22 protein-coding genes are annotated in these 25,016 nt (G+C 43.1%); 10 read left to right on the top strand and 12 right to left on the bottom strand.

Annotated elements, in window-relative coordinates:
- Nucleotides 1-11 precede the first annotated feature (11 nt).
- The 4 genes from IEZ33_RS02310 to IEZ33_RS02295 all read right to left on the bottom strand — a co-directional run bounded on the left by IEZ33_RS02310 (nt 12) and on the right by IEZ33_RS02295 (nt 4,309).
- Complete coding sequence (locus IEZ33_RS02310) at nt 12-1,103, bottom strand: amino acid ABC transporter permease (RefSeq protein ID WP_191602126.1); 1,092 nt, start codon at nt 1,101-1,103, stop codon at nt 12-14.
- 13 nt (nt 1,104-1,116) lie between these two features.
- On the bottom strand, nt 1,117-2,244 hold the full coding sequence (locus IEZ33_RS02305) for an ABC transporter permease subunit (RefSeq protein ID WP_191602125.1): 1,128 nt from the start codon (nt 2,242-2,244) through the stop codon (nt 1,117-1,119).
- 22 nt (nt 2,245-2,266) lie between these two features.
- On the bottom strand, nt 2,267-3,301 hold the full coding sequence (locus tag IEZ33_RS02300; protein ID WP_191602124.1) for an amino acid ABC transporter substrate-binding protein: 1,035 nt from the start codon (nt 3,299-3,301) through the stop codon (nt 2,267-2,269).
- 255 nt (nt 3,302-3,556) lie between these two features.
- A complete protein-coding gene (locus tag IEZ33_RS02295) occupies nt 3,557-4,309 on the bottom strand; it encodes an IclR family transcriptional regulator (protein WP_191602123.1) in 753 nt (250 codons plus the stop codon).
- A 330-nt stretch (nt 4,310-4,639) separates the two neighbouring features.
- Between IEZ33_RS02295 and metC the strand changes: the two genes are divergently transcribed.
- From metC to IEZ33_RS02260, 7 genes are all read left to right on the top strand, one after another.
- Nucleotides 4,640-5,821 (top strand): cystathionine beta-lyase, encoded by a 1,182-nt coding sequence (gene metC, locus IEZ33_RS02290; protein ID WP_191602122.1) that lies wholly within the window; start codon nt 4,640-4,642, stop codon nt 5,819-5,821.
- A gap of 24 nt (nt 5,822-5,845) precedes the next feature.
- Entirely contained in the window at nt 5,846-6,487 is a 642-nt protein-coding gene (locus IEZ33_RS02285; protein ID WP_191602121.1) for a VOC family protein, read from the top strand.
- 315 nt (nt 6,488-6,802) lie between these two features.
- Nucleotides 6,803-7,513, top strand: a complete 711-nt coding sequence (locus IEZ33_RS02280) for an amino acid ABC transporter ATP-binding protein (RefSeq protein ID WP_240009685.1) — start codon at nt 6,803-6,805, stop codon at nt 7,511-7,513.
- Between the two features lie 214 nt (nt 7,514-7,727).
- The gene (locus IEZ33_RS02275; RefSeq protein WP_191602119.1) at nt 7,728-9,020 is read left to right on the top strand and encodes an NAD(P)/FAD-dependent oxidoreductase; all 1,293 of its coding nucleotides are present in this window, start codon (nt 7,728-7,730) and stop codon (nt 9,018-9,020) included.
- Between the two features lie 26 nt (nt 9,021-9,046).
- On the top strand, nt 9,047-11,140 hold the full coding sequence (locus IEZ33_RS02270; protein ID WP_191602118.1) for a hydantoinase/oxoprolinase family protein: 2,094 nt from the start codon (nt 9,047-9,049) through the stop codon (nt 11,138-11,140).
- A 1-nt stretch (nt 11,141) separates the two neighbouring features.
- On the top strand, nt 11,142-12,788 hold the full coding sequence (locus IEZ33_RS02265; RefSeq protein WP_191602117.1) for a hydantoinase B/oxoprolinase family protein: 1,647 nt from the start codon (nt 11,142-11,144) through the stop codon (nt 12,786-12,788).
- 24 nt (nt 12,789-12,812) lie between these two features.
- Nucleotides 12,813-13,568 carry an SDR family NAD(P)-dependent oxidoreductase gene (locus tag IEZ33_RS02260; protein WP_191602116.1) on the top strand — a complete coding sequence of 252 codons (756 nt, stop codon included), beginning with the start codon at nt 12,813-12,815 and terminating at the stop codon, nt 13,566-13,568.
- Nucleotides 13,569-13,642: 74 nt separating this feature from the next.
- On the opposite strand, the gene IEZ33_RS02255 is transcribed toward IEZ33_RS02260, so the two are convergent.
- The 7 genes from IEZ33_RS02255 to nrdR all read right to left on the bottom strand — a co-directional run bounded on the left by IEZ33_RS02255 (nt 13,643) and on the right by nrdR (nt 19,167).
- A complete protein-coding gene (locus IEZ33_RS02255) occupies nt 13,643-14,119 on the bottom strand; it encodes a phosphatidylglycerophosphatase A family protein (RefSeq protein WP_191602115.1) in 477 nt (158 codons plus the stop codon).
- Between the two features lie 32 nt (nt 14,120-14,151).
- Nucleotides 14,152-15,102, bottom strand: coding sequence for a thiamine-phosphate kinase (gene thiL / locus IEZ33_RS02250; RefSeq protein ID WP_191602114.1), 951 nt, complete (start codon nt 15,100-15,102; stop codon nt 14,152-14,154).
- A 129-nt stretch (nt 15,103-15,231) separates the two neighbouring features.
- On the bottom strand, nt 15,232-15,732 hold the full coding sequence (nusB, locus tag IEZ33_RS02245; RefSeq protein WP_191602113.1) for a transcription antitermination factor NusB: 501 nt from the start codon (nt 15,730-15,732) through the stop codon (nt 15,232-15,234).
- 8 nt (nt 15,733-15,740) lie between these two features.
- Nucleotides 15,741-16,217 (bottom strand): 6,7-dimethyl-8-ribityllumazine synthase, encoded by a 477-nt coding sequence (ribH, locus tag IEZ33_RS02240; RefSeq protein WP_191602112.1) that lies wholly within the window; start codon nt 16,215-16,217, stop codon nt 15,741-15,743.
- 48 nt (nt 16,218-16,265) lie between these two features.
- On the bottom strand, nt 16,266-17,387 hold the full coding sequence (ribBA, locus tag IEZ33_RS02235; protein WP_191602111.1) for a bifunctional 3,4-dihydroxy-2-butanone-4-phosphate synthase/GTP cyclohydrolase II: 1,122 nt from the start codon (nt 17,385-17,387) through the stop codon (nt 16,266-16,268).
- Between the two features lie 137 nt (nt 17,388-17,524).
- A complete protein-coding gene (ribD, locus tag IEZ33_RS02230; RefSeq protein WP_191602110.1) occupies nt 17,525-18,679 on the bottom strand; it encodes a bifunctional diaminohydroxyphosphoribosylaminopyrimidine deaminase/5-amino-6-(5-phosphoribosylamino)uracil reductase RibD in 1,155 nt (384 codons plus the stop codon).
- Entirely contained in the window at nt 18,676-19,167 is a 492-nt protein-coding gene (nrdR, locus tag IEZ33_RS02225; protein ID WP_191602109.1) for a transcriptional regulator NrdR, read from the bottom strand. Before nrdR ends, ribD begins: the two co-directional genes overlap by 4 nt.
- 153 nt (nt 19,168-19,320) lie before the next feature.
- Between nrdR and IEZ33_RS02220 the strand changes: the two genes are divergently transcribed.
- Both IEZ33_RS02220 and ettA read left to right on the top strand, forming a co-directional pair.
- Nucleotides 19,321-20,232 carry a DMT family transporter gene (locus IEZ33_RS02220; RefSeq protein ID WP_191602108.1) on the top strand — a complete coding sequence of 304 codons (912 nt, stop codon included), beginning with the start codon at nt 19,321-19,323 and terminating at the stop codon, nt 20,230-20,232.
- 148 nt (nt 20,233-20,380) lie between these two features.
- Entirely contained in the window at nt 20,381-22,042 is a 1,662-nt protein-coding gene (gene ettA, locus IEZ33_RS02215) for an energy-dependent translational throttle protein EttA (protein ID WP_191602107.1), read from the top strand.
- 65 nt (nt 22,043-22,107) lie between these two features.
- Here the strand turns inward: ettA and IEZ33_RS02210 are convergent, their stop codons facing one another.
- Nucleotides 22,108-22,506: an H-NS histone family protein gene (locus IEZ33_RS02210; protein ID WP_191602106.1), complete on the bottom strand. Its 399-nt coding sequence runs from the start codon at nt 22,504-22,506 to the stop codon at nt 22,108-22,110.
- A 328-nt stretch (nt 22,507-22,834) separates the two neighbouring features.
- Between IEZ33_RS02210 and IEZ33_RS02205 the strand changes: the two genes are divergently transcribed.
- On the top strand, nt 22,835-25,009 hold the full coding sequence (locus IEZ33_RS02205; protein ID WP_191602105.1) for a Tex family protein: 2,175 nt from the start codon (nt 22,835-22,837) through the stop codon (nt 25,007-25,009).
- The last annotated feature ends 7 nt before the right edge of the window (nt 25,010-25,016 follow it).

Genomic DNA, 25,016 nt, shown 5'->3' with positions numbered 1-25,016 from the left:
GACCTTATAAATTAGTGTGATGCAATACTCATTCGTCTTTTCAAGTAAGCGCCATATTGGCTCAATGAAAAAATAAAACTCCAATAAATAAGCGCAACAAACACATATACTTCCAAATAATAGGGTGCCCACAAACCATTACCAAAAGCGGCATGAGCAGAAGCGAGAACATCAAAAAAACCAATAATGATGACTATGGCCGTTTCTTTAAACGTAATAACGACCATATTAATGCTACCAGGTAATGAATTACGAAATACTTGCGGGAGCACTATCTTATGTAAAACCTGAAAGTAACTTAGCCCTAAAGCGTCGCCCGCCTCAAATTGCCCTTTTGAGACGCCTTGAAACCCACCCTTAAACACTTCGGCTTGGTAACAAGCAAAAAAGAGAGAAAAGGCAATAATAACACGCCAAATTTTATCTCCTACCATCCAATCAGGAAGCACAATGGGCATAACGACAGCCGCTACAAATAAGGTCGTTAGTAGAGGCAAGGAGCGTATCGTATCGATGAATAATGAAACACCATGACGAATAATAGGTAACGTTGAGCGGCGCGCTAAAGCCAGCCCTAATCCCATTGGCATCCCAATTAATACAACCGAAGAAAAAAGGAAAAGCGTCAACGCCAGCCCTCCCCATTCTCCAGTGCTTACCTCTTGAAGGCCTAGTAATCGGCCTTCCATTAAAAGGTAAAAAGAACTAAAACCAACCAACCACGTCAGCGTAAGTCGCTTCCCACTCCACATCATGGGTAAACACGATAATAAAACCGTCACCACAATGGCAATACAAGCTAATATGGGTCTCCAGTGTAATTCATACGGGTAGAGCCCAAACAAAATAAGCCTATAACGAGCATCAATAACGGACCAACAAGCCCCACTTGACGTCCGGCACAGCTCAACGTCATCGGCTGACCAAACCGCACCAATAAAGGCCCAATTAACAAGACTATAGATCACAATAGATAGCGTAATAATGAAGCCAATGCTAATAATGCTATCGGTTTTGGAACGAAATGCACGTTGATGCAAAAATTTAACCACTCTTTTTGAAGGTGGAGCCAATAACACTGAACGATCGGAATTAATTTGCATAGAGGTCTCCATCTTAGTGTCCTTTTAACGCCATCCGTGAGTTGAGATGATGAACAAGTTGAGCAATCGATATATTAATCAATAGAAAAGCCATCATTAATATGGCAATCAACTCAAGGGTTTGTCCTGACTGAGTAATTGAAGTAGAAACCAACATGAATAAATCACTAAAACCAATAGCCACGCCAACAGTAGTCGCTTTCATCATGAATACCCACTGATTTCCCAATGGTGGAATAATGGTTCTAAGTGCCATAGGAAGCTTTATTCTAAACCATACCATTCGCTCGTTAAGACCTAGCGAATTACCGGCTTCCACCAACCCTTTAGGCACTTCATTCAATCCACCCCTTACAATTTCGGCGATATACGCTGCACCATAAAGTGTACAAGCAATAATCATCGTAATCAGCTCAACAGGAACCGTCGTTCCCCCCACAAATCTGAGGCCTTTTAAACTAGGAACAGAAAAAAGATTTCCTTCAACACAGAATAATAAATACAAGGCGACGCCAAAAATAATACAGCCGTAAAACCATTTTGCCGAAGCGTTCCTTAATATAAGCAGCCTCTCTTTCAACAACCAATAAAGCATTAGCAAGACAAACAGACTAAAAATAAGGACAGGAGAAACATTAAAACTTGGAATCATTAGGCCGCGATTAGACAAAAAAGCCACATCGAACATATTATACGCCTGTTTTGGGCTCGGCATATGTATTAACACCGCATACCAAAACACCACTTGCAATATCAATGGAATATTACGAAACAGTTGAATAAATAACGCTGTAATAGCCTGAATAGTAATATTATTGGAGTCTCTCGCGGAACCAACAATAAACCCTAATATAGTCGAGGTCATAATCGTAATTAAACCAAGAAACAAAGTATTCGCAAAACCCGAAAAGAGAGTCCACTTATAGGGATCATTAATGGATGATTCAAATAAGGAAAAAGCATACCCCCAACCCGTCGCCCTCTCTAGAAAACTAAAACCACTAGATATACCAAGCTCAGCTAAGTTAGTACGAGCGCTAGTAAAAGCGCTCGCAACAACCAAGATGACCACGAAGAGAAACACAGCCTGAATCAAAAAATTTTTAACATTGATCGACTTTCTACCAGTTATAAACATCATTATTCTCCTTTGGTCGCTTGAATTAATCTAAGATTGGAGAATAAAGTAGACCTCCATTATTCCAAAGGTTATTGAAGCCTCGTTCTAGTTTATAAGGCGAGTTCTGACCTAGGTTTCGCTCATAGATTTCAGAGAAATTACCAACACTTTTAATGACATCTTTCGCCCAAGTTTCACGCAAACCTAAACGCTCTCCAATACCCGGTGTACTGCCTAATAAACGAGCAACGGTAGGGTCCACTGGGTTAGCCGCCATGTCATCTACGTTTGCCTGTGTCACACCATGCTCTTCTGCAATCATCAAGGCAGCAAGTGTCCAGTTAACCAGATCAACAAAACCGTCATCACCTTGTCTCATGGCAGCGGCAATGGGTTCATTAGATAACGTATCTTTTAAAATGACATTTTGAGAAGGATCGCCCATTTGGTTAGAACGCAACACAGCCAGGCTTGGCCCCCAACCGCCGAATGCATCACATCGTCCTGACTGATAAGCCGCCGTCACTTCTGAGCTTTTTTCGTATGAAACGATATTATAATCAATGTCTAAACTTGCCATTTTATCGGCAATCAAACGCTCATTCGTTGTACCAGCTTCGACACAGATGGTTCCGCCTTCTAAATCTTTCAACTCTTGCACACCAGAATCCGCATGCGCCATGACTTGAGTCCCCCCAAAGAAGTAAGGTGTACTGAACTGCAACCCTAGTTCAGTATCTCTCCCCATAGTCCAACCTGTCGCCTTTATAATAATATCGACATCACCTGACTGTAGAGCGGGAAAACGTTGCGCCCAGCTAAGAGGAACAATTTTTGCCTTTTCAGGATCGCCTAAAATAGCGGTGGTCACCGCATGGCAAATATCTATATCAAGTCCTTTCCATTCGTTTTTATCATTAACCTCAACAAAGCCAAAATAACTGCCGTTGTGACCACTACACAACATAGTTCCACGCTCTTGAATTGATTGCACAGTGGGACTGGCGGCAACAACTACTTGAGACAAAGCTATCGAGCAAACAGCAACGGTTAGAGTAGGTTTTATTAATTTCAACATAACATGACCTCTTTTTTGTTTTATATAGTGAAATACACGTTTCTTTATTTAATACATTATTTGGTTTTTTATGACAAGTCCAATACTAAATATCAAAACAATTGTTTCTTTAAATTTTCATTTTAAATGGAAAATTTAAAAAAATATTTAGCAATCTCTGTGCCGTTTTTTAAAAAAGAGTCCGTTTGGAAGGGTGCAGGCACAAAAAAACCACTCATAGTGAGTGGTTTTTTTGTGTTTATAAAATCCGATTTTTTACATGTTTTTCAATGTATTACTCAAACTTTGTGCGGCTTGAAATACATCATGCGACATTTTTGTAATATCTTCTTCAGATACATTTAGTGCGGGGGCAGAAATACCAATGGCAGCAATCACTTCTTTGTTCGCTGAAAAAACAGGCGCCGCAATACTTAGCACTTCTGCGCGATACTCACCTCGATCCACGGCATAACCCTGATTTTTGATTCTATCGACTTCTTCATCTAAAGCGTCAATCGTCGTAATCGTTTTATCAGTGTACAGATCTAAGTTACCAATCAACTTATCTCGCAACGTATCATAGTGGAAAGCCAACAAAGCTTTCCCTGTCGCAACGCAGTGAATTGGCGCATTTCCGCCTTTTGGAGTATAGGTTCTAATACCTTTTGTGCTTTCTATTTTTTCTATATATAAAGTAGACAATCCATCTAAAACAGAAAGGTAAACCGCCTCACCCGTAATGCTTGAAAGGTATTGCATTTGACTAATAGACAAACGAGGAAGATCCAATTTTTCCATAATCATTTGACCAATTTTCCATGATTTCATTGTCGCAAAATACTGTTTATTCTGATCTTGTCTAACATACCCGCTCACAATCAATGTCTGTAACAGTCTGAAAGTATTAGATTTTGTTAACTCTAAGTTTCGTGAAAGCTCGGAAACACCGATACCTTTTGGCTCAGCCGCAAGGGCTTCAATCACGGATAACCCTTTAGATAATGTTGAATCAACCCTTACTGTCATGAACATTTAACCTTAATAAAAGTTAGCTTATAAAGCTTAAGTCTTTGAAATAAATAAAAATAATAAATAAAGCGTAATTCATGCAACCGCATGAAAAGCGCTTCGTATCACTTTATTGACGACGAGTCATTTCACTGTCTCTGTGCCGAATATTTAACAGTATAAAGAGATCGCCTATTTAATTAAAGATAAACACCAGAGAGAAACATTTATGGTGCGATGTATCAAAAAATGCACCAATTAAAATCAAAAATAATACTTATGTTTCATATATTGACACGAATGTTTTATTTGAGTTAAGGTGAAAAAATCTTAATCTAGGAGTGTGGAATGAAAAGTAGTGATAAAAACCTAACAAACGCTTTAATCCATTTAGGTCGTGATAACCAAAGCAATGGGCGTTCAGTTAACCTCCCTATTCACCAAGCCTCGACAATGCTTTTTAATACATTAGAAGAATTTGAAGAGGCCAGATCCACTCGCTACGACATGGGCACCTTGTATTATGGTCGTTACGGTACCCCAGCTACATTCGAACTAGAGAACACAATGACACACCTTGAGCAAGGTGCTGGCTGTGTGGCCGTTTCTTCAGGTCTTACCGCCTGTGTTATTTCTATTATGTCATTCATTAAAGCGGGTGATCATATACTTGTAGCCGATACTGTTTACGGCCCAACGCGAGCATTCTGTGATAACGTTTTAAGTGCTTATGGCGTTGACGTTACTTACTTCGATCCTTTAATAGGCGCGGATGTAGATCAGTTTATTCAAGACAATACACAGGTAGTTTTCTTCGAAGCACCGGGGTCCTCTACCTTCGAAGTTCCCAACATTCCGGCCATTTCAGAGGCCGCAAGAAAGTCTGGCGCCGTCAGTATTTTAGATGGAACGTGGGCTACGCCTCTCTACTGCCAGCCTTTGAAATTGGGTGTTGATGTTGTGGTTCACTCTGGTTCAAAGTATCTCAGCGGCCATTCCGACGCCATGTTAGGTTTCATTGTTTCAAGCTCTAAAGAGCACTATAGAACCACACGAAAAATGAGCCTATTTATCGGCGACCGTGTTGGGGGTAACGATGTGTTCCTAGCCTTACGTGGATTAAGAACCCTCTCTGTTCGCCTTCGACAACACGCTGAAAACACTCAAAAGTGCCTCGATTGGTTAGCTCAACAATCAGAAGTAGAACGAATTCTATACCCAGCCCATCCTGACTGCCCTGGACATGAGTTTTGGCAACGAGACTTCGCTGGGGCAACAGGGTTATTTAGCGTGATATTCAAGCCCGGTTACGAAACACAAATACGCACCATGATAAATAGCTTGTCATTATTTGGTATTGGTTTGAGTTGGGGAGGCTTCGAGAGCTTAGCTATCCCCGTTGACCCTTCTCCATTTAGAACAGCGACAACATGGTCGTCAGAAGGGCCAGTCGTACGTTTTCATATTGGTCTTGAAGACCCAGAATCCTTGATTTTAGATTTAGAAAATGGTTTTAAATTTTTAAAGTAACCTATTGAAAAAGAGAAAATAATCATGACTTTACAGAACAAAATTGATCACATTGTAATAGGGGCAGACACTCTAGAGCAGGGCATGGAATCATTGCATAAGACTTTAGGGGTTACATTACCCAAAGCAAGTAAGCATGATGCAATGGGCACTCATAATTGCGTCGCTCCTGTGGGGAATGAAAGCTTTATTGAGATCTTATCCATTGACCCCGAAGCACCTACACCGAACAGAGCACGTTGGTTTAATATGGACAACCCAGAAGTGCAAGCTCAATTCAAGAAACAACCAATGGCTTATCATTGGGTAGTGGGAACCAATGACTTAGACGCTGTTATCGCAAACAGCCCTATTGAAATGGGTGAAATTGTCACCTTCACCCGAGGAGAAAGAAGCTGGCGTTTAAACATTCCTAAAGATGGTTCCCTTGCAGAAGCAGGGCTCATTCCTACTTTTATAGAGTGGTCACCCGGCGCCCATCCTTCGACCAACATGTCAGATTTAGGGTTAACCTTAAAAACGGTCATTCTTACTCATCCAGATCCTGAAAAACTCCACCATTTACTTGACGCATTGGGAGTCGACCATCTTGCTACGATTGAAAAAGGCGAACAGCCAAGCATTGCATTTCAGATACAAAATCAGAGCGGCACACAGACTCTTTGACACAAAAAAACACCTTTAGTCATAGGTACTGACCCGCCGCGGAGCAACCAAGTAACTTAAGGTCATAAAGTGTCTTTGCACGACGTTGTAAGCAAAGTGAAAGTTAGCAAAGTGAAAATCAGACACAAATAGACGGCAAACGGAGCTCATAAATTCTAAATGAGCTCTTCAAGTCTATTTTTAACACGGTATTGGTGGGCACGATAATCGTGCAAAGTCCTCTATAGAAAGGATAGATAAATGAATACTTCAGCTTCTTCAGTAAGCACTACATCAAAAGTTGACTCACAAGAAACAGCCATCGCCATTACAAACATGAACAAATGGTATGGTGACTTCCATGTCTTAAAGAACGTAAACCTCAATGTTAAAAAAGGCGAAAAAATTGTTATTTGCGGTCCTTCAGGATCAGGAAAGTCCACCATGATACGCTGCATCAATCATTTAGAAGAACATCAAGCTGGCGATATCAACGTCTTAGGAACCCTTTTGAATGACAACCTTTCTAATATTCAATCTATCCGTAAGGATGTCGGTATGTGCTTCCAGCACTTTAATCTATTTCCTCATATGAGCGTATTAGAAAACTGCACACTTGCCCCTATGTTAGTAAGAGGTACCAGCAAAGTAGACGCTGAAAAAATGGCAATGGAGTATCTTGAAAAAGTATGCATAGCCAATCAAGCCGATAAATTTCCGGGGCAGTTATCTGGTGGACAGCAACAACGGGTCGCGATAGCACGCTCTTTATGTATGAGCCCATCTATTATGTTATTTGATGAGCCAACATCCGCACTAGACCCAGAAATGATTGCAGAGGTTTTGGATGTAATGGTGAGTTTGGCTGACACTGGCATGACCATGTTATGTGTAACCCATGAAATGGGATTCGCAAGAAAAGTGGCTGATCGAGTTATTTTTATGGACGCAGGACAAATTATTGAAGAAAACGACCCAGAGTCCTTCTTTAATAGCCCTCAATCCGAAAGAGCACAAGAATTCTTGAGTCAAATATTAAATCACTGAGACCCGAGTTAGAGAAGGCCAAACATGCAGCGAATAGCATCATGCCACAGCGGTTTTTGTTCTTTTTTTAAGCGTAAAAGCAAACAAAAAAGTACACATTAATTGCATCATAGGTCTGGATTTTTATGAAGAAACACTATATTGTTTCACTTATCAAAAATATCGTTCCATATAATAGTACGAACGTACTTTAAAACAGTATTGAGAGGTTAATATGAGTCAGAGTGAAAACCCTAACGTCACTCAACAACCAATCTCATTGTGGGATATGTCTGCACCCGTTACTCCGAAAGCCCTCCCCCTAGAAGGTAACGTCACGACAGATGTCGCCATTATTGGTGGAGGCTTTACAGGCGCCTCTACCGCGCTTCATTTAGCTGAAATGGGAGTGCAGTGCTTGATTCTAGAAGCGGAAAAAATTGGCTTCGGAGGATCAGGACGAAACTGCGGCATGGTAAACCCCGGTATTTGGTTGCCTCCTCAAGAGGTACGATCAGTATTAGGTGAGCAGGCGGCGAACCGATTCCTAGATGTGATGGGCAAAGCTCCAGACACAGTTTTTTCCTTAATTGACCGTTTCAAGATTGACTGTGAAGCAACACGCAATGGCACTATTCATGCTGCGCACTCACCTTCAGGCTTCAAAGAACTGACGGCCCGCGCTGCTGAATGGCAACGCCGTGGTCGTAATGTCCAATTGCTAGATGCTCAGCAAACGGAGGCTAAAATTGGCACCTCAAATTTCTATGGCGGCCTACTGGACCCGAAAGCAGGCACAGTCAATCCTATGGGCTACGCTCGTGGGCTCGCAACCGCTGCGATTAAAGCTGGTGCCATTATTCATTCTGAAACTCGAGCTCTAAAACTCACTCCAGTAGATGGTAAATGGCTGGTTGAAACAAACCGCGGCACAGTGACAGCAAATAAAGTTATTATTGGAGGTAATGCCTATAATGACAATTTATGGCCTGGATTAAAGCAAACCTTTACCTCCATCCACTTCTATCAAGTTGCGACAAAGCCTCTTGGCCGTATCGCCGACAAAATTTTACCAGAGGCTCAGAGCGTTTGGGATACTGGTTTGGTTATGCAGTCTATCCGTAAAGATCAGTTTGGACGGTTAATCATAGGCAGTATGGGAAAATTAGCGGGAAAAAACGACCGTGGATCAAAATATTGGGCGCAAAAACGCATTGATAAAATTTTCCCCTTTTTGGGCAAAGTAGAGTTTGAAAGCACATGGCACGGAAAAATCGCCATGACACCTGACCACCTACCGAGAATTCATCATTTAGCTCCCGGTTTATACACAGCCGTTGGTTACAATGGTCGTGGCATTACAACAGGAACAGTATGTGGGCAAGCCATGGCTCAATTACTAACAGGTACGCCTGAAGAAGATATCATGCTACCTATAACGGGCTTGAAAAAGGACCACGCTGCATTTGTTCGTGAGCCGCTATATGAAGCCTGCTTTAAAGCTTGGCGTTATTACAAAAGCATTTAATCTATTATTAACTTTGGAGAATCAATATGACGCAAAAAAATGCGCGCATTGGTGTTGATATTGGCGGCACATTTACTGATATCGCGCTGGATCTGGACGGAAAATTATTCACTGGCAAAGTACTGACCAACTACACACAGCCTGAACAAGCCATTTTGGATGGCATTCAACTGGTCTGTAAGCGAGCGAATATAACAGCCAATGAGATTACCACCGTGATTCATGGCACCACCTTAGTCACCAACTCATTAATTGAGCGCCGTGGCGCACGTACCGCGTTTATCACCTCTGAAGGTTTTAGAGATGTAGTGGAAATGCGCACAGAGAACCGTTTTGAGCAATACGATTTAAACCTAACGCTACCGACACCTTTAGTAAAACGGACCGATCGCTATACATTAAATGAGCGCATTAGTTCTAGTGGTGAAGTACTCACTGAAATAGATACAGCCGAGCTAAACGCCTTAGTAAAAGAAGTAGTCGCAGAAGGTTACGAAGCCATTGCCGTCGGGTTCATTCATTCCTACGCCAATGACATTAACGAAGTGCAAGTACAAAAGGCCTTTGCAAAAGCCGCCCCGGAGCTAAGTGTCTCCATTTCGAGCCATGTTTCACCTCAAATGCGGGAATTCCAACGCTTTAATACCGTTATTGCCAATGCCTATGTACGCCCTCAGGTCTCGGATTATCTAGGCCGACTCGTCAAGCGACTAAAAGAAACAGGGATGACCTGTCCCGTCTTTATGATGCACTCTGCCGGCGGTTTAATCAGTGTCGATACCGCCTCAGAGTTCCCTGTTCGATTACTGGAATCTGGTCCCGCAGGCGGTGCCATTTTCGCGGCTAAATTTGCCTCTAGCTACGCAGAAAATCAAGTCCTTTCCTTCGATATGGGAGGCACAACGGCAAAGATTTGTTTAATAGAAGGTGGCAAACCGAAAACAGCGAATACCTTTGAAGTTGCTCGTACTTATCGCTTTGCAAAAGGATCGGGGATGCCACTATCCACCCCAGTGGTAGAGATGGTAGAAATTGGCGCTGGCGGTGGCTCTATCGCCCATGTGGATGATATGAAACAAATTCGTGTCGGCCCTAAATCGGCGGCATCGGAGCCTGGTCCTGCCTGCTACCAACGCGGTGGCGAGAACCCGACCGTTACCGATGCTAACTTATTATTAGGGCGCTTAGATCCAGACTTATTTGCAGGTGGCGACATTCCACTGTCCGTGCCTTTAGCCAGCTCCGCCATGATGAATAAAGTGGCGTTAAAAGCCGAGCTGGATGAACAACAAGCCGCTTTTGGTGTGACCGAAGTTGTGGATGAAAATATGGCCAATGCAGCACGAGTCCATACCGTTGAGAATGGCAAGGAGATCAGTAATTTTACCATGATCGCCTTTGGCGGCGGAGCGCCTCTGCATGCTTGTCGATTGTGTGAAAAACTCGATATGAATTACTTGATTATCCCACCGGGTGCGGGTGTTGGCTCAGCCATTGGCTTCCTTAATGCCCCCTTTTCCTATGAAGCAAGCAAAGGTATGTATCAACGTTTAAGTAACTTTGACCCAGAGCGAATTAATCTATTACTCAGTGAATTACGCGCCGAAGCGCTGGCCTTCGTGAAGCGCGGTGCAGGGGAAGTTGAAACCACAACTCAAGTTCAAGCCTTTATGCGCTACACCGGTCAAGGTGGTGAAATCGGCATTGATATCGATTACAAAGACTATGTTGCAGATGATGTGGACGCCTTCCGAGCGAAATTTGAATCGGGCTATCACACGCTTTTCGGTCGCACCATTGATGGACTTGGCATTGAAATAACCAACTGGTCTATCACGGTAGCCTCTAAGTTAGCGCCTTCAACACCAATGACACTGCGTCGTTCTGGCCAGCAAATTGAGATAACTAAAACGCGAGAGTTTTTCGATGCGGCGATCCGTAAAGTCGTCACCGCAGGAGAAGTTGAGCGAAGTAGATTAGCACCCGGTGATGCCGTCACTGGGCCAGCTATTATTGTCGAAGATGAGACATCTACCGTTGTCACCAGCGGTTATACGGTCATAGCACAGGACGATAAGTCTATGTTGCTGGTCAATAAAAAAATCATGGAGACGGTATAGTATGAAATTAAGCAATGTTGATTACCAAATTATGTGGAACCGTTTAGTTGCGGTTGTAGAAGAACAAGCCACGACTCTTATTCGTACTGCTTTTTCCACGTCGGTACGTGAAGCCGGTGATTTATCTGCAGGGGTTTTTGACTGTCGAGGACGCATGATTGCCCAAGCCGTGACAGGTACCCCCGGACACGTTAATGCAATGGCGGAGTCTGTCCCTCATTTTATTAAAGAAATTGGCGAAGAGAATATCTGTGAAGGAGACGTTTACCTGACGAATGATCCATGGAAAGGTACAGGACACTTACATGATTTCACCATGGTATCACCAGCGTTTTATCAAGATAAACACGTCGGTTTTTTTGCGGCTACGGCTCACGTAGTTGACATTGGGGGCCGTGGCTATGGTCCAGATGCGAATGAAATCTATGAAGAAGGCTTATTAGTACCGATCATGAAGTTCATCGATCAAGGCGAAGTGAACAAAGGTCTGGTTAATATCATTCGCAACAATGTCCGCGAACAAGATCAAGTGATCGGTGACTTGTATTCTTTAGCGGCCTGCAACGCGGCGGGTGATGCCCGTCTAATGGACATGATGAATGAATTTAATATAGTCGAACTCGAAACCCTGTCCGATTTCATTATTGATAACAGCCGCCTAGCGACCTTAGCGCGTATTAAAGATCTCCCTGATGGTACCTACCATAATAATATGATGGTAGACGGTTATGAAGCTGAAGTAGATATGAGAGTGGCATTAACGATTTCAGGTGACACGCTATTAGCCGATTTCGCAGGCACCTCAGGACCCAGTAAGTTCGGTGTAAACGTCCCGATGGTCTATACACGAGCCTATGCTTGTTATGGACTAAAGTGTGCGATTGCCCCTGATATCCCAAATAACACAGGTTCCTTAAAACCCTTTGATGTCACTGCACCTGAAGGCTGTATTTTAAACGCCCCACACCCTGCGCCAGTGTCGGTACGTCATGTACTAGGACATTTTGTTCCAGACGTTGTTTTGGGCGCTTTGCATCAATGCGTCCCTGGCATTGCACCTGCTGAGGGCGCCAGCGCTCTTTGGAACGTATTGCTCAGTGCGCGTCCAGTAGACCCGTCTTCTGGTTTACCGCCCTCAGAAATTCTTATGTTCAATTCTGGTGGTATGGGAGCACGCGCCACACTCGATGGCCTCAGTGCTACGGCCTTTCCATCTGGTGTAAGCACCATGTCCACAGAAGCAACTGAACATGTTGGGCCCTTGACTATCTGGCAAAAAGATTTATTGGAAGGCTCAGGCGGCAGCGGGGAATTCCGAGGCGGTTTGGGGCAAACCATTGTCATTAGCGCAAACGAAGGCTACCAACTGTATTTTAATGCCATGTTTGATCGTATTCAGTTCCCTGCGCGCGGCCGAGAGCAAGGCAAAAATGGCCGTGCAGGCAGCGTCATGCTCGATGATGGCACGGTATTAAAGGGTAAGGGTCGACAATTAATTCCTGCGGGTAGGAAACTGATTCTTGAATTGCCTGGTGGCGGTGGTTATGGAGACCCTAAAAAACGCCCTGCGGAATTAGTCCGCGCCGATTTAGACGCCGGTTACATCACACACGAACAAGCCGTGAATGATTACGGTCTGACACTCTAACTTACTTCTCTTCAGGAGATTATTATGACAAATACACAAAAAATCGCTCTCGTAACAGGAGGCGCTCAAGGAATTGGGTTTGCCTGTGCAGAAGCCTTAGCAGAAGATGGCTTTAAAATTATTTTGGCGGACATCCAAGAAGACGTTGTTCAAGCGGCGGCCGCTACATTAGGAAATGGAACCGCGGCCTACACATGCGATATGGGAGATTCTAAGCAAATTTTAGCCATGTTCGACCGTATTGAAGCAGAACACGGCCCAGTTCACTGCTTAGTCAACAATGCCGGTATCGCTAACCCAAGTGACTTTCTTGAATTGTCCGAAGAGCAGTTTCGCCAAGTCATTGATATTAATCTAACAGGTACTTTTATCGCTCTGCAACGTGCGGCAAAAAGCATGGTAAAACATAATATCCAGGGTTCTGTTGTGAACATGTCATCCATTAACGCACAAGTTGCCATTCCAAGCATTGCCGCTTACTGTGCATCGAAAGGTGGCGCAATGCAATTAACCAAGGTTGCGGCCTTAGCTTTAGCCAAAAACGGAATCCGTGTTAACGCCGTAGGGCCCGGTTCCATCGATACCGCCATGATGGCAGGCGTCAATGCTAACCCAGAAGCAATGAAGAATGTGCTAAGCCGCACACCCTTAGGACGCATTGGCGTTCCTCGGGAAATCGGTGATACCGTCGCGTTTCTCGCGAGCGAAAAAGCCAGCTACATTACGGGTGAAACCATTTATGTGGATGGTGGTCGGCTTGGCCTTAACTACACTTGTTAAGAACCATCACTAAATAAGTAAAAAACGAAAAACAGCCTGAGTTTCTCTGAATTCAGGCTGTTCCCATCGTTTTACTAGAAAACAAAATGTACTAAAATTTGCAGCACTACAAATGACATTAACCCCGCTACAATATCGTCTAGCATAATGCCAATACCCCCATGAACCTTTTCTATCCACGAAATAGGCCAAGGTTTTAAAATATCAAATACTCTAAATAAAATAAAACCAATGATAATGTATGACCAACCTGCTGGTGCCATCCACATGGTAATCCAGTAACCCACAAATTCATCCCAAACGATACCGGGATGATCATGAACGCCCAGATCTTTAGAGGTTTTATCACAAAGATAAACCCCAAAAGCAAAGGTAACCACCAGCATGATCAAATAGTTTTGATCCGTCCAATTCTGCATTAACAAATAGGCAGGGATAGCGGCCAATGTGCCAAAAGTACCAGGTGCTTTATCTACCGTCCCGGACCCAAGACCAAATGCAAGAAAATGAATAGGATTACGCCACACGGATTTGGGCACTTTATTTGCCATTAGAGAACCTCTTAATTTGTTCGAAAATAATCTTAAAAATGCTGCCAGCCATTAAGGTCTCCAGCATACCCCTCAATAACAAACCCCGATTCAACAATTTCTCCAACTCGAGCGCAAGGTAAGTGCAGCGTCTGAGTAATCAAGCGAATCTCTTCTCTCATGGATTTAGGCGCGGTAAAGCAGAGTTCATAATCATCGCCTCCAGTCAAAGCAATGCTTAACGCGTTGTCTGGCTGCCATTTACTCAATGCCTCAGAAATGGGAATAAGGTGACCCTGAACAAACGCGCCTACATCAGATGCAGACAGAATATGCTGAATATCTTGAGCAAAACCATCCGAGATGTCCATCATGGCATTTGCAACCCGTTTTAAAGCCATACCACCTATCAGGCGTGGTGACGGCCGCCAATAGCGTTCATAAAAATAATCATATAACTCATTGGCCACAATCATCTCTCCTGTCATGACTGGAACCGCGGCAGCCGCATCGCCTAGCGTGCCAGTAACATAGATATCGTCATCTAACTGTGCTTGAGAGCGTTTTTTGATAAACGACTCTTCAATGTAACCATGAACTTGTAAGGTAATGGTTAAAGGCCCTTTCGTCGTGTCTCCTCCTACTAACAGCAAACCAATGGGCTCGGCCATCTCAGCCAGACCTTCTGCAAAAGCAGACAACCACTGAGCATCAGAATTAGGCAAGGTAAGCCCTAACGTAAAAAAAGCCGGCTTGGCCCCCATTGCAGCCAGATCGCTAACACAACTTGCCACCGCTCGATAGCCAATCGCATAGGGGTCAGCATCGTAAGGAAAATGCCGTCCTTCAACCAAAGTATCCATGGAAAAAACCAAAGTTTGATCCGCCGGTATTCTCACTTGAGCACAATCATCACCGATTCCCAATAATATATCTTTACGACCTTCTATGTCTGCCATAGACGATTCTTTAAATATACGCTGGATAAGTTCAAACTCTTTCATATTTGCATCTCTACAATAGGACACGTAAACAGCCATCACTGAAAATAGGTTATTTACCATACAGACAAACGAAGCTTTAAGCATAAAAAAGCCATCATAATGATGGCTTTTTTATTTCGAAGATAACGCTTACCTTTCTCGACGAGCGGCAATTTCTTCTCGACGTACTCGCTGAGCAAGCTTGTCTAAAATTCCATTTACATATTTATGGCTTTCTGTTGCCCCAAAGGACTTAGCCAGTTCAACGCCTTCGTTAATCACCACTCTGTAAGGAACATCCAAACGCTCTGACAATTCAAAACTGCCAATACGAAGAATAGTAAGCTCAATTGGGTCTAACTCCGATAACGGACGATCCAATAAAGTTTCATACAAGTCATCTAACTTTTTCGCGTTAAAAGTTACACCTTGAATTAATTCACGGAAGTAGACTTTATCACATGTCCCTAAATCATGATCCACAGTAAACTGAGCTTCTATCTCATTCACTGGAGTCTGATTCATTTGCCATTGATAAGCGGCTTGCAAGGCGAAGCTTCTGGAAGCACTGCGCAGTTGCGAACGGGATGGTTTCTTAGCTTTTGGCTTAGATTCCGCTTTTTGTTGGGTAGATTTATCTACTTCGCTCATTGTTTTCCTCAATTATCCAAGCTACGCAATACAGCCACGGTTTCAAGTGCAGATAAAGCCGCTTCAGCGCCTTTATTTCCTGCTTTAGTACCTGCACGCTCAATGGCTTGTTCGATTGAATCGACCGTTAACACGCCAAAAGAAACAGGAATTCCATATTCTAACGATAAAGAGCCTAGCCCTTTCACACATTCACCTGCAACGTACTCAAAGTGCGGTGTTCCGCCACGAATAACAGCACCTAATGCAACAATGGCATCAAACTCGCCTTTCTTCGCTACTTTTTGCACAACAACAGGGATTTCAACCGCGCCAGGAGCGCGCACAATAATGATGTCTTCTTTAAGAATACCGTGACGCACTAATGTATCAACAGCACCTTCAACCAAACTTTCAACAATAAAACTGTTAAAGCGCCCAACCACCAAAGCAAATTTTGCACCTGGCGCGGCAAAATGGCCTTCGTATACTTTAATATCTTTCATATTTTCCTCTGCCATACATTCAGCACGAGACAAACTCGATTGTTTGTCTTAATTACTACTTTCGTATGGAATAAATTCCACAACTTCCAAATCAAACCCTGTTAGAGAGTATTTCATTGGTGAACTCAATAGTTTCATCTTCCTAATCCCCAAATCTTTTAGAATTTGAGAACCGGTTCCCACGGTTAAATACATACCGGAGCCACTTTTATCAGAACCTTTGCCACTAGGTGGATTCAAAGAAACGGCAAAACGGGCCGCCATATCCGTAGGTTTGTCTATTGTATCAATTAATACAACAACCCCTTCATTCTGCTCACCAACGTATTGCATTGCTTTATGCATTGACCAACTTTGCTTATTTGACTCTGTCATTGCACCTGTTAAATCTCTAGCCAAATCAGGAACATGCACACGAACAACAGTAGGTGTATCCGCTTTTGGCTGACCTTTAACAAAGGCTAAGTGAGACAAACCGTGAACTGTGTCACGATAAGTGATCATAGTAAATTCACCCGCTTCAGTTTGAATGACTTCTTCTGACTCTCGCTGAATAGTGGTTTCATTCAATGTACGGTAATGAATAAGGTCGGCAATTGTACCAATTTTTATGTTATGTTTCTCGCCAAACTTTTCTAAATCTGACCGTCGGGCCATTGTTCCGTCGTCGTTCATTACTTCAACAATCACTGAGGCCGCTTCATAACCAGCCATTCTGGCCAAATCACAACCGGCTTCGGTATGACCCGCTCGACTTAACACACCACCAGGGCGAGCCATAATAGGAAAAATATGGCCTGGCTGAACAATATCGGAAGGCTGTGCATTAGCCATGACAGCGCGCTTTACGGTTAACGCTCTGTCCGCGGCGGAAATACCGGTAGTCACACCTTCTGCCGCTTCAATAGACATAGTAAAGTTAGTCGAAAATGCGGCTCCATTATCATTAACCATAAGAGGTAATTTTAATTGCTCACAACGCTCACTCGTCAAGGTTAAACAGATCAAACCACGTGCATGAACGGCCATAAAATTAATCATGTCAGGCGTGATACATTCAGCGGCTACAATGATATCGCCCTCATTTTCACGGTCCTCATCATCCATCAAAATAACCATTTTACCTTGACGAATGTCGGCTAAAATTTCTTCTACTGTATTAATTGCCATAATATTTTCCAATACTTGCTTAGATTTAATAGGCGAACATGACTCGCCAGTCTATCGGTAAAACGTATGCGTCTATAAAACCGAAATACATTTAATAGACATCATTAGATTATCGTTTGCTTTTCGCTATTTATCTATTATTCCTCGATATCAATTTCGTCTTCTACTTCATCTAAGTAAATAGGAACAAAAACAATACGTAAATCATCACCTACTTGACGCACTGACTTAATCGACAAATCGACGGTTTCTGTCATGGACTCAAACGGCAATTGAAATAATGGTCTCGCTAAAGACCCCATCAGTTTTGGTGCCATATAGACAACCACTTCATCAATTAACCCTTGCTGTAAAAAGCTTCCTGCGAGTTCTGCACCGGTCTCAACCAGAACGTCATTGATACCCTGATCAGCTAATTGTTCCATGACATGAATCAATTCAATGCGACCATCTTCACCACGATCAGCGAAAGAAACTTGCACACCTTTTTTCATTAAAACCGACAAGTGCTCTTCTTCAATTTCTTCTTTTATAGAAAAGATTTCAACTTGCTTGCTTGGGTAGAGTATTTTTGATTCCGGCGTTATAGACAGTGCCGAATCCAAAATAACGCGTTTCGGCTGGCGCACCGATTTAGGGTCAACGTCATTATCTTGTGAGTCAATGCGGACTGTCATACTAGGGTCATCGGCCAATACAGAACCGATCCCGGTTAAAACAGCATCACTTTGCGCCCGCAAACGCTGCACATCGAGACGCGCATCGGGTCCAGTGATCCATTTACTTTCACCAGACTCCATTGCCGTACGACCATCTAGACTCATCGCCATTTTAAGACGGACAAAAGGTAAACCCTCTTGCATCCTCTTAATGAATCCTGGATTCAATTGGGCGCAGTCTGCTTCTAATATCGGACCAATAACATCAATACCAGCCGCTTTTAGCTTAGCTAAACCTCTCCCCGCAACCTCTGGATTAGGGTCTTGCATACCAAACACAACTGACCGCACCTTGGCTTTAATCAATGCATCGGCACACGGTCCTGTTTTGCCTTGATGGCTGCAAGGCTCTAACGTGACATAAGCCGTTGCACCTTCTACAGACGTTTCTGCCGAGTTTATGGCATTCACTTCTGCATGCGCCTCACCGGCTTTTAGATGAAAGCCTTCTGCAATTTTTTGATTGTCTTTTATCATTAGACAACCAACTCTTGGGTTCGGATGTGTCGTGTAAAGTCCTTTGCGGGCAAGTTGGCAGGCTTTGGCCATCCAGTCTTCATGAGAGAGCGTCATTGTTTGCTTTCCTTTGATGAGAGTAATTTACTTTTTTCACTTTTCTCTAAGCGCTCAATTTCATCTTTAAATTCACTGATGTCTTTAAAGCTGCGATAAACCGAGGCAAATCGTACATAGGCCACTTGGTCTAATGATTTTAACTCATCCATAACCGCTTCACCTAACCACATTGAAGGCAATTCTCGCTCACCTGTTGCTTGCATTTTTTCTTTAATACGAGAAATAGAGGTTTCAATTTCCTCTACACTGACTGGACGTTTTTCAATGGATTTAAGTATGCCATTACGCATTTTATCTTCATCAAAGGGCACTCTACTGCCGTCGCTTTTAATTAAACGAGGCATCTGTAGTTCAGCCACTTCAAAGCTAGTAAAACGTTCATTACAGGCGTTGCATGTCCGTCTTCGGCGCACTTGGGCACCTTCCGAAACGAGGCGGGAGTCGACTACTTTTGTGTCCTGAGCTCCGCAGAAGGGGCATCTCATATTGATCCTAAAAGTCTATCTAAAAAGAATGATTTTCTGTTTCTATAACAGCCGATTTCAACTTGCAAATCATACCAATCCGACACTAATATAGCTACCTCTCATATACCTCCTAAAGAGGCGCCTTAGGCTCTTTTACGGCAAGGATTTACCATGACATTTATTGAGCTATCAGGATTGGTCGCGGCTTTATGTTGGACATTATCAAGCCTAATGGCCCCAAAACTGATACTGACGTTTGGGGTAATGCGTTTCAACACCTTCCGAATCCTTATTGCGGCCTTTATTTTATTACTGCTTAGTGCGCTTGGAGACCGCTTCGACTACGCAATTTTTTCTCACTCTGGCACACTTATTTTATCTGGCTTAACGGGTATATTTATCGGCGACTCTTGTTTATTTGCGGCGGTTTCACGTTTAGGACCCAGGCGAACGGGAGTTCTATTTGCTACCAATGCCCCCATTTCCATTTTACTGGGGTGGTTGCTGTTTAACGAAACGCTCTCTCTTCTAGAGCTCTTCGCCTGCTCTCTCGTTCTTATGGGAGTCATCACCGCTATTTTGTTTGGCAAACGAAAAGCGCAAGAGCATTCATGGGAAGAAACGAAAGGAAAGCTCTATATCGGGGTATTAATGGCATTAGGTGGGGCGCTCGGGCAAGCGTCAGGCGCCTTATTGAGTAAGCCAGCCTTGTTAGCCGGCGTTGATACTATTGCCGTTTCAGCTGTCCGAGTCAGTGTTGGCGCAATCGCCTTAACGCTCGCTTATAACCTGTATTACAAACATCGTTTACCCAAAACGGACCGCTTCACTTTTTCATCCATTCCACTGACAATCTATGGTCGGCTAGTGGTTATGGCATGCATTGGCATGGTGATCGGAATGAGCGTTCTTGTATGGGGAATAGGGAAAGGGAATGTCGGCATTGTTACTACTCTTTCAGCAACCACGCCAGTATTAATTCTTCCCGCCATTTGGATTACGACAAGACAAAGGCCCGCTATTGGAGCCTGGGTTGGGGCTATTCTAGTTGTATTAGGCGCCTCCCTTATCATACTTAATTAAAAGACATCTTTTTTATGAATCTGACACGGAGTATATTTTTCCCTTTTCCCCCTTGTGCTATTCTGTACTGACTCTTGTTTTAGCTATTTATTTCTTTATATTCGATACCTAAATACAGTCCTATTAACCTAAAAAAGCATTCTTTCATATGGCTCAATTCGTATATAGCATGAATCGCGTAGGGAAAGTCGTCCCACCAAAACGCGAAATATTAAAAGACATCTCCCTTTCTTTCTTCCCTGGCGCAAAAATCGGCGTATTGGGTCTTAACGGTTCTGGTAAATCAACACTTCTGCGCATTATGGCAGGAGTCGATACTGAACATAACGGTGAAGCACGCCCAATGCCGGGGATTAAAATTGGCTACTTGGAACAAGAACCGCATCTTGATCCTGAAAAAAACGTACGTGGCATTGTGGAAGAAGCGTTCGCGGACGTCATTAATGCCATGGCTCGCTTAGATCAAGTTTATGCGGAATACGCTGAGCCTGATGCGGACTTTGATGCCCTGGCAAAAGAGCAAGGTCAACTTGAAGCACTAATCGAAGCCAAAGAAGGTCACAACCTAGAACGTGCGCTTGAAGTGGCAGCGGATGCCCTTCGTCTTCCCCCTTGGGATGCCAGCGTAGAGCACCTCTCGGGTGGTGAGCGTCGCCGTGTTGCACTTTGTCGCCTATTACTCGACAAACCAGACATGATCCTATTAGACGAACCAACCAACCACTTGGATGCCGAATCCGTTGCTTGGCTAGAGCGCTTCTTGAAAGATTACCCTGGTACGGTCGTGGCCATCACCCACGACCGTTACTTCCTAGACAACGCGGCAGGCTGGATTCTCGAACTTGACCGTGGGCATGGTATCCCATACGAAGGCAACTACTCTTCTTGGCTGGAGCAAAAAGACGCTCGGTTAGCAAGTGAGGCAAAGCAACAGGCATCGCATCAAAAAGCCATTAAGTCCGAGCTTGAGTGGGTTCGCCAAAACGCGAAAGGTCGTCAGTCTAAATCCAAAGCACGTTTAGCTCGATTTGAAGAAATGAATTCACAAGAATTCCAAGACCGCAACGAAACCAATGAATTGTACATTCCGCCGGGGCCACGTCTTGGCGCCAAGGTGATTGAAATTGAAGGCGTTAGCAAAAGTTTCGAACACAAGATGCTACTAGAAGACTTCAACATGGTCGTACCTCAAGGCGCGATTGTTGGTGTGGTTGGTGGTAACGGTGCGGGTAAATCAACGCTCTTCAAAATGATTGCCGGAACGGAGCAACCTGACACAGGGACCGTCACCCTAGGCGAAACCGTGCAGCTTGCTTACGTTGACCAAATGCGTGAACTGGATGGCGACAAAACCGTTTTTGAAGAAATTTCTGACGGCCAAGACATGATCACGGTGAACAATTACAAGGTGTCTTCTCGCGCCTATATCGGCCGCTTTAACTTCAAAGGCTCCGATCAGCAAAAATTCGTTAAGCATTTATCGGGGGGGGAACGTAACCGTTTACACCTTGCTAAATTGCTTAAAGAAGGCGGCAACGTCTTGCTCCTGGATGAGCCGACCAACGACCTTGATGTGGAAACATTACGTTCACTGGAAGACGCGCTGCTTGCTTTCCCGGGCGCTGCGATAGTGATTTCCCATGACCGTTGGTTCCTTGACCGTATCGCAACACACATCCTAGCCTACGAAGGCGATTCGAAAGCCGTCTTCTTCGAAGGCAACTACGCCGAATACGAAGCCGACTACAAACAACGTACCGGCAACGAAGCCACACCAACGCGTATCAAATACAAACGCATTGATGCTTAAAACATCATGACAACAAAAAGCCCGCATGATTTGCATCATGCGGGCTTTTTTATGACTCAGACAACTTATTTGATCGTGCAGCTTTCTTTGCTATTACCTTGATCAAAGTATTCTTGAAATACTTTTGGTGTGCGGCCACGACCTGTCCACTCATAGACTTCACCTTCAATTTCTAAGCGGTATTTAGGCTCAACCGTTTTGCCTTTTGTTACCGTCGCTTTTGGAGTAGAAAGCATCGCGATTTCCTCCATTGTTAAACCGCTTTCTGCAATTAGCTGTGCGATTTTACCTGCGGCCGCCGTTCTTTCAGCTTCTTGTTCCGCAGCCAATGCCGCTTCTTCTTTTAATTTTACCAATGCATTATTAAAACCCGCTATAACGTTCTCTAACTGTGGGATGGTTAGCTCTTTTGCTGCGGCACGCGCTTTTGCTTTATTTCCAGCAAGTTCAAGTAATAAATTCATTTGAAACCTCTATACACTTTATAAATGGAACATTTTAAAACAACGTGCATTACTTCCCTTAGTAAGTTCACTGATCATTAAGCCCGTATATCTGCTCAAAATCAGGTACAATGTCAGGAAAACTATTATGGTAATTATTCACGTATTTAGGTATTTTTCATTCGTTCAAATACAACTATTCTAAATAAATTGAACCGTCTAAAAAATAATACATAAAGTAATTATATATTACTTTAATTTGTGTGTGAGATTTTAGTAAATTATTAACAAAATATCTAACAAACTTTTATGGAAGTTTGTTATAAATGTGTAAGGAATGTGATTATATATGTCCAACATCCTAAAAAAACTCATTTCCGAGTTTTCCCTCTCTCCAACAGCGGTAAACAATACAATTGAGCTGTTTAAAAATGGAGCAACTGTCCCTTTTATTGCACGCTATAGAAAAGAAAATACCGAAGGAATGAGCGATATTAAATTGCGCGATTTTTTTGACAGGTGGCAATACTTAGAAGCATTTGAAAATAGACAGAGCGTCATCTTAAATAGCCTATCAGAACAAAATAAGTTATCTAATGAATTGAAACAAGCACTTTTACAGGCTGATACTAAAAGTCAGCTAGAAGAACTCTACGCACCGTATAAATCCTCCAAAGTGAGTAAAGCGGATATCGCAAGAAAAAATGGGCTAGCGCCTTTAGCTGAGTTGAGCTGGCAAGAATGGGATACATTTCATACTAAAAGGGCACAGATTTGGTGCACAGAAAACCAATTAAGCATTTCAGCCGCGGAGGCTTATAATGGTGTCATGGAGATTTTATGCGAATCACTCAGTCTTCACATCCCTTTATTAAAAGAAGTTAGAAAGAGCGTTTATCATCAGGGCATTTTAAAAAGTCGAGTTATTCGAGGGAAAAAAGAAATTGGAGAAAAATACCAAGATTATTTTGACTTTAGTGAACCAGTAAAAAAAGTCTCACCCCATAGAATGATGGCGTTATTGAGAGGTAAAAAAGAAAACATTTTAAAAATAAGCATTGCTTTTGATGGCGAAGAAAATACTTTTCCTTACTTTCTACTAGGTGATATATCTGTTATTCACACTTTCAATAACAACAATGATAATAATAGAGCACACCTTTCCCCATTCAAAAAAGAAGTTTTAGAAAAGGCTTGGAAAGATAAAATTTTACCTAAAATAGAAGCTGAAATTTTATCCGAGTTAAAAAATAATGCTGAGTCTAAAGCAATTGACGTCTTTGCGAACAACCTTTCTGATTTATTAATGGCCTCACCTGCGGGACAAAAAGCCGTCTTAGGCGTTGACCCAGGATTTCGTAATGGGGTAAAAGTGGCCGCTATAACAAATAAAGGACAGTGTTCAGATTATGCTGTTATTTACCCGCACCCTCCACAAAACAAAATAAATCAGTCAAATACAAGGTTATTGCAGCTTATTAAAGAAAACGACATTGAATTGATTGCAATCGGTAATGGTACGGCGTCCAAAGAAACAGATAGATTAATTAAACATCTGATAAAAGAGAATAACCTTGCTTGCCAGTCCGTCATTATTAGCGAAGCGGGTGCTTCTGTTTATTCCGCCTCACCGATTGCATCCGAAGAGTTCCCTGACCTCGATGTCACCATTCGAGGGGCCATTTCAATCGCACGTCGTCTGCAAGACCCTTTAGCTGAATTAGTCAAAATTGACCCTCAGGCCATTGGCGTCGGTCAATATCAACATGACTTAAAAAACAGCGCTCTTATAAGTGCTTTAAAGGCCGTTGTTGAAGATTGTGTTAATCGGGTTGGGGTTAACCTTAACTTAGCCTCTGCAAGCTTACTCAGCTGTGTATCTGGCTTAAGCCCAAGAATTGCAGAAAACATCGTCCAATATAGAAATACTGTGGGCGCTTTTCATTCCCGTCAGGAGTTAAAAAAAGTCTCCGGAATTGGTGAGAAATGTTTTGAGCAATGCGCTGGCTTTTTAAGAATACCCTCTTCCAGTTATGCTTTAGATGGATCGGGAGTCCACCCTGAGTCCTACTCTTTAGTTGAAAACATGGCGAAACATTTTAAAACCTCAATTAATCAAATTATGAAAAATACGGATTTAATACGCCAAATCAAACAACAAAGAAACGTATTTTCAACAGTGGATGATTACACATTTGATGATGTACTGAGTGAATTAGAAAAGCCCGGTCACGACCCTAGGCCTAAATTCACTTACGCATCATTTAGACAAGACATAAATACCATTGACGATGTACAACCAGAGATGGTGTTAGAGGGGACAGTCACCAATGTGGCCGCCTTTGGTGCTTTTGTCGATATTGGCGTACATCAAGATGGCCTGATACACATCTCTCAATTGTCAGATACATTTGTCAAAGACCCTAGAGAACTTGTGAGAGTTGGGCAGGTTGTAAAGGTCTTAGTCTTAGAGGTCGATGTTAAACGTCGCCGAATCAGTCTAAAAGCGCTCAACCTATCATGACGGGCTA

This window comes from Marinomonas algicola, from assembly GCF_014805825.1.
GTDB lineage: Bacteria > Pseudomonadota > Gammaproteobacteria > Pseudomonadales > Marinomonadaceae > Marinomonas > Marinomonas algicola.
This window is presented reverse-complemented; position numbering and strand designations above follow the sequence as displayed.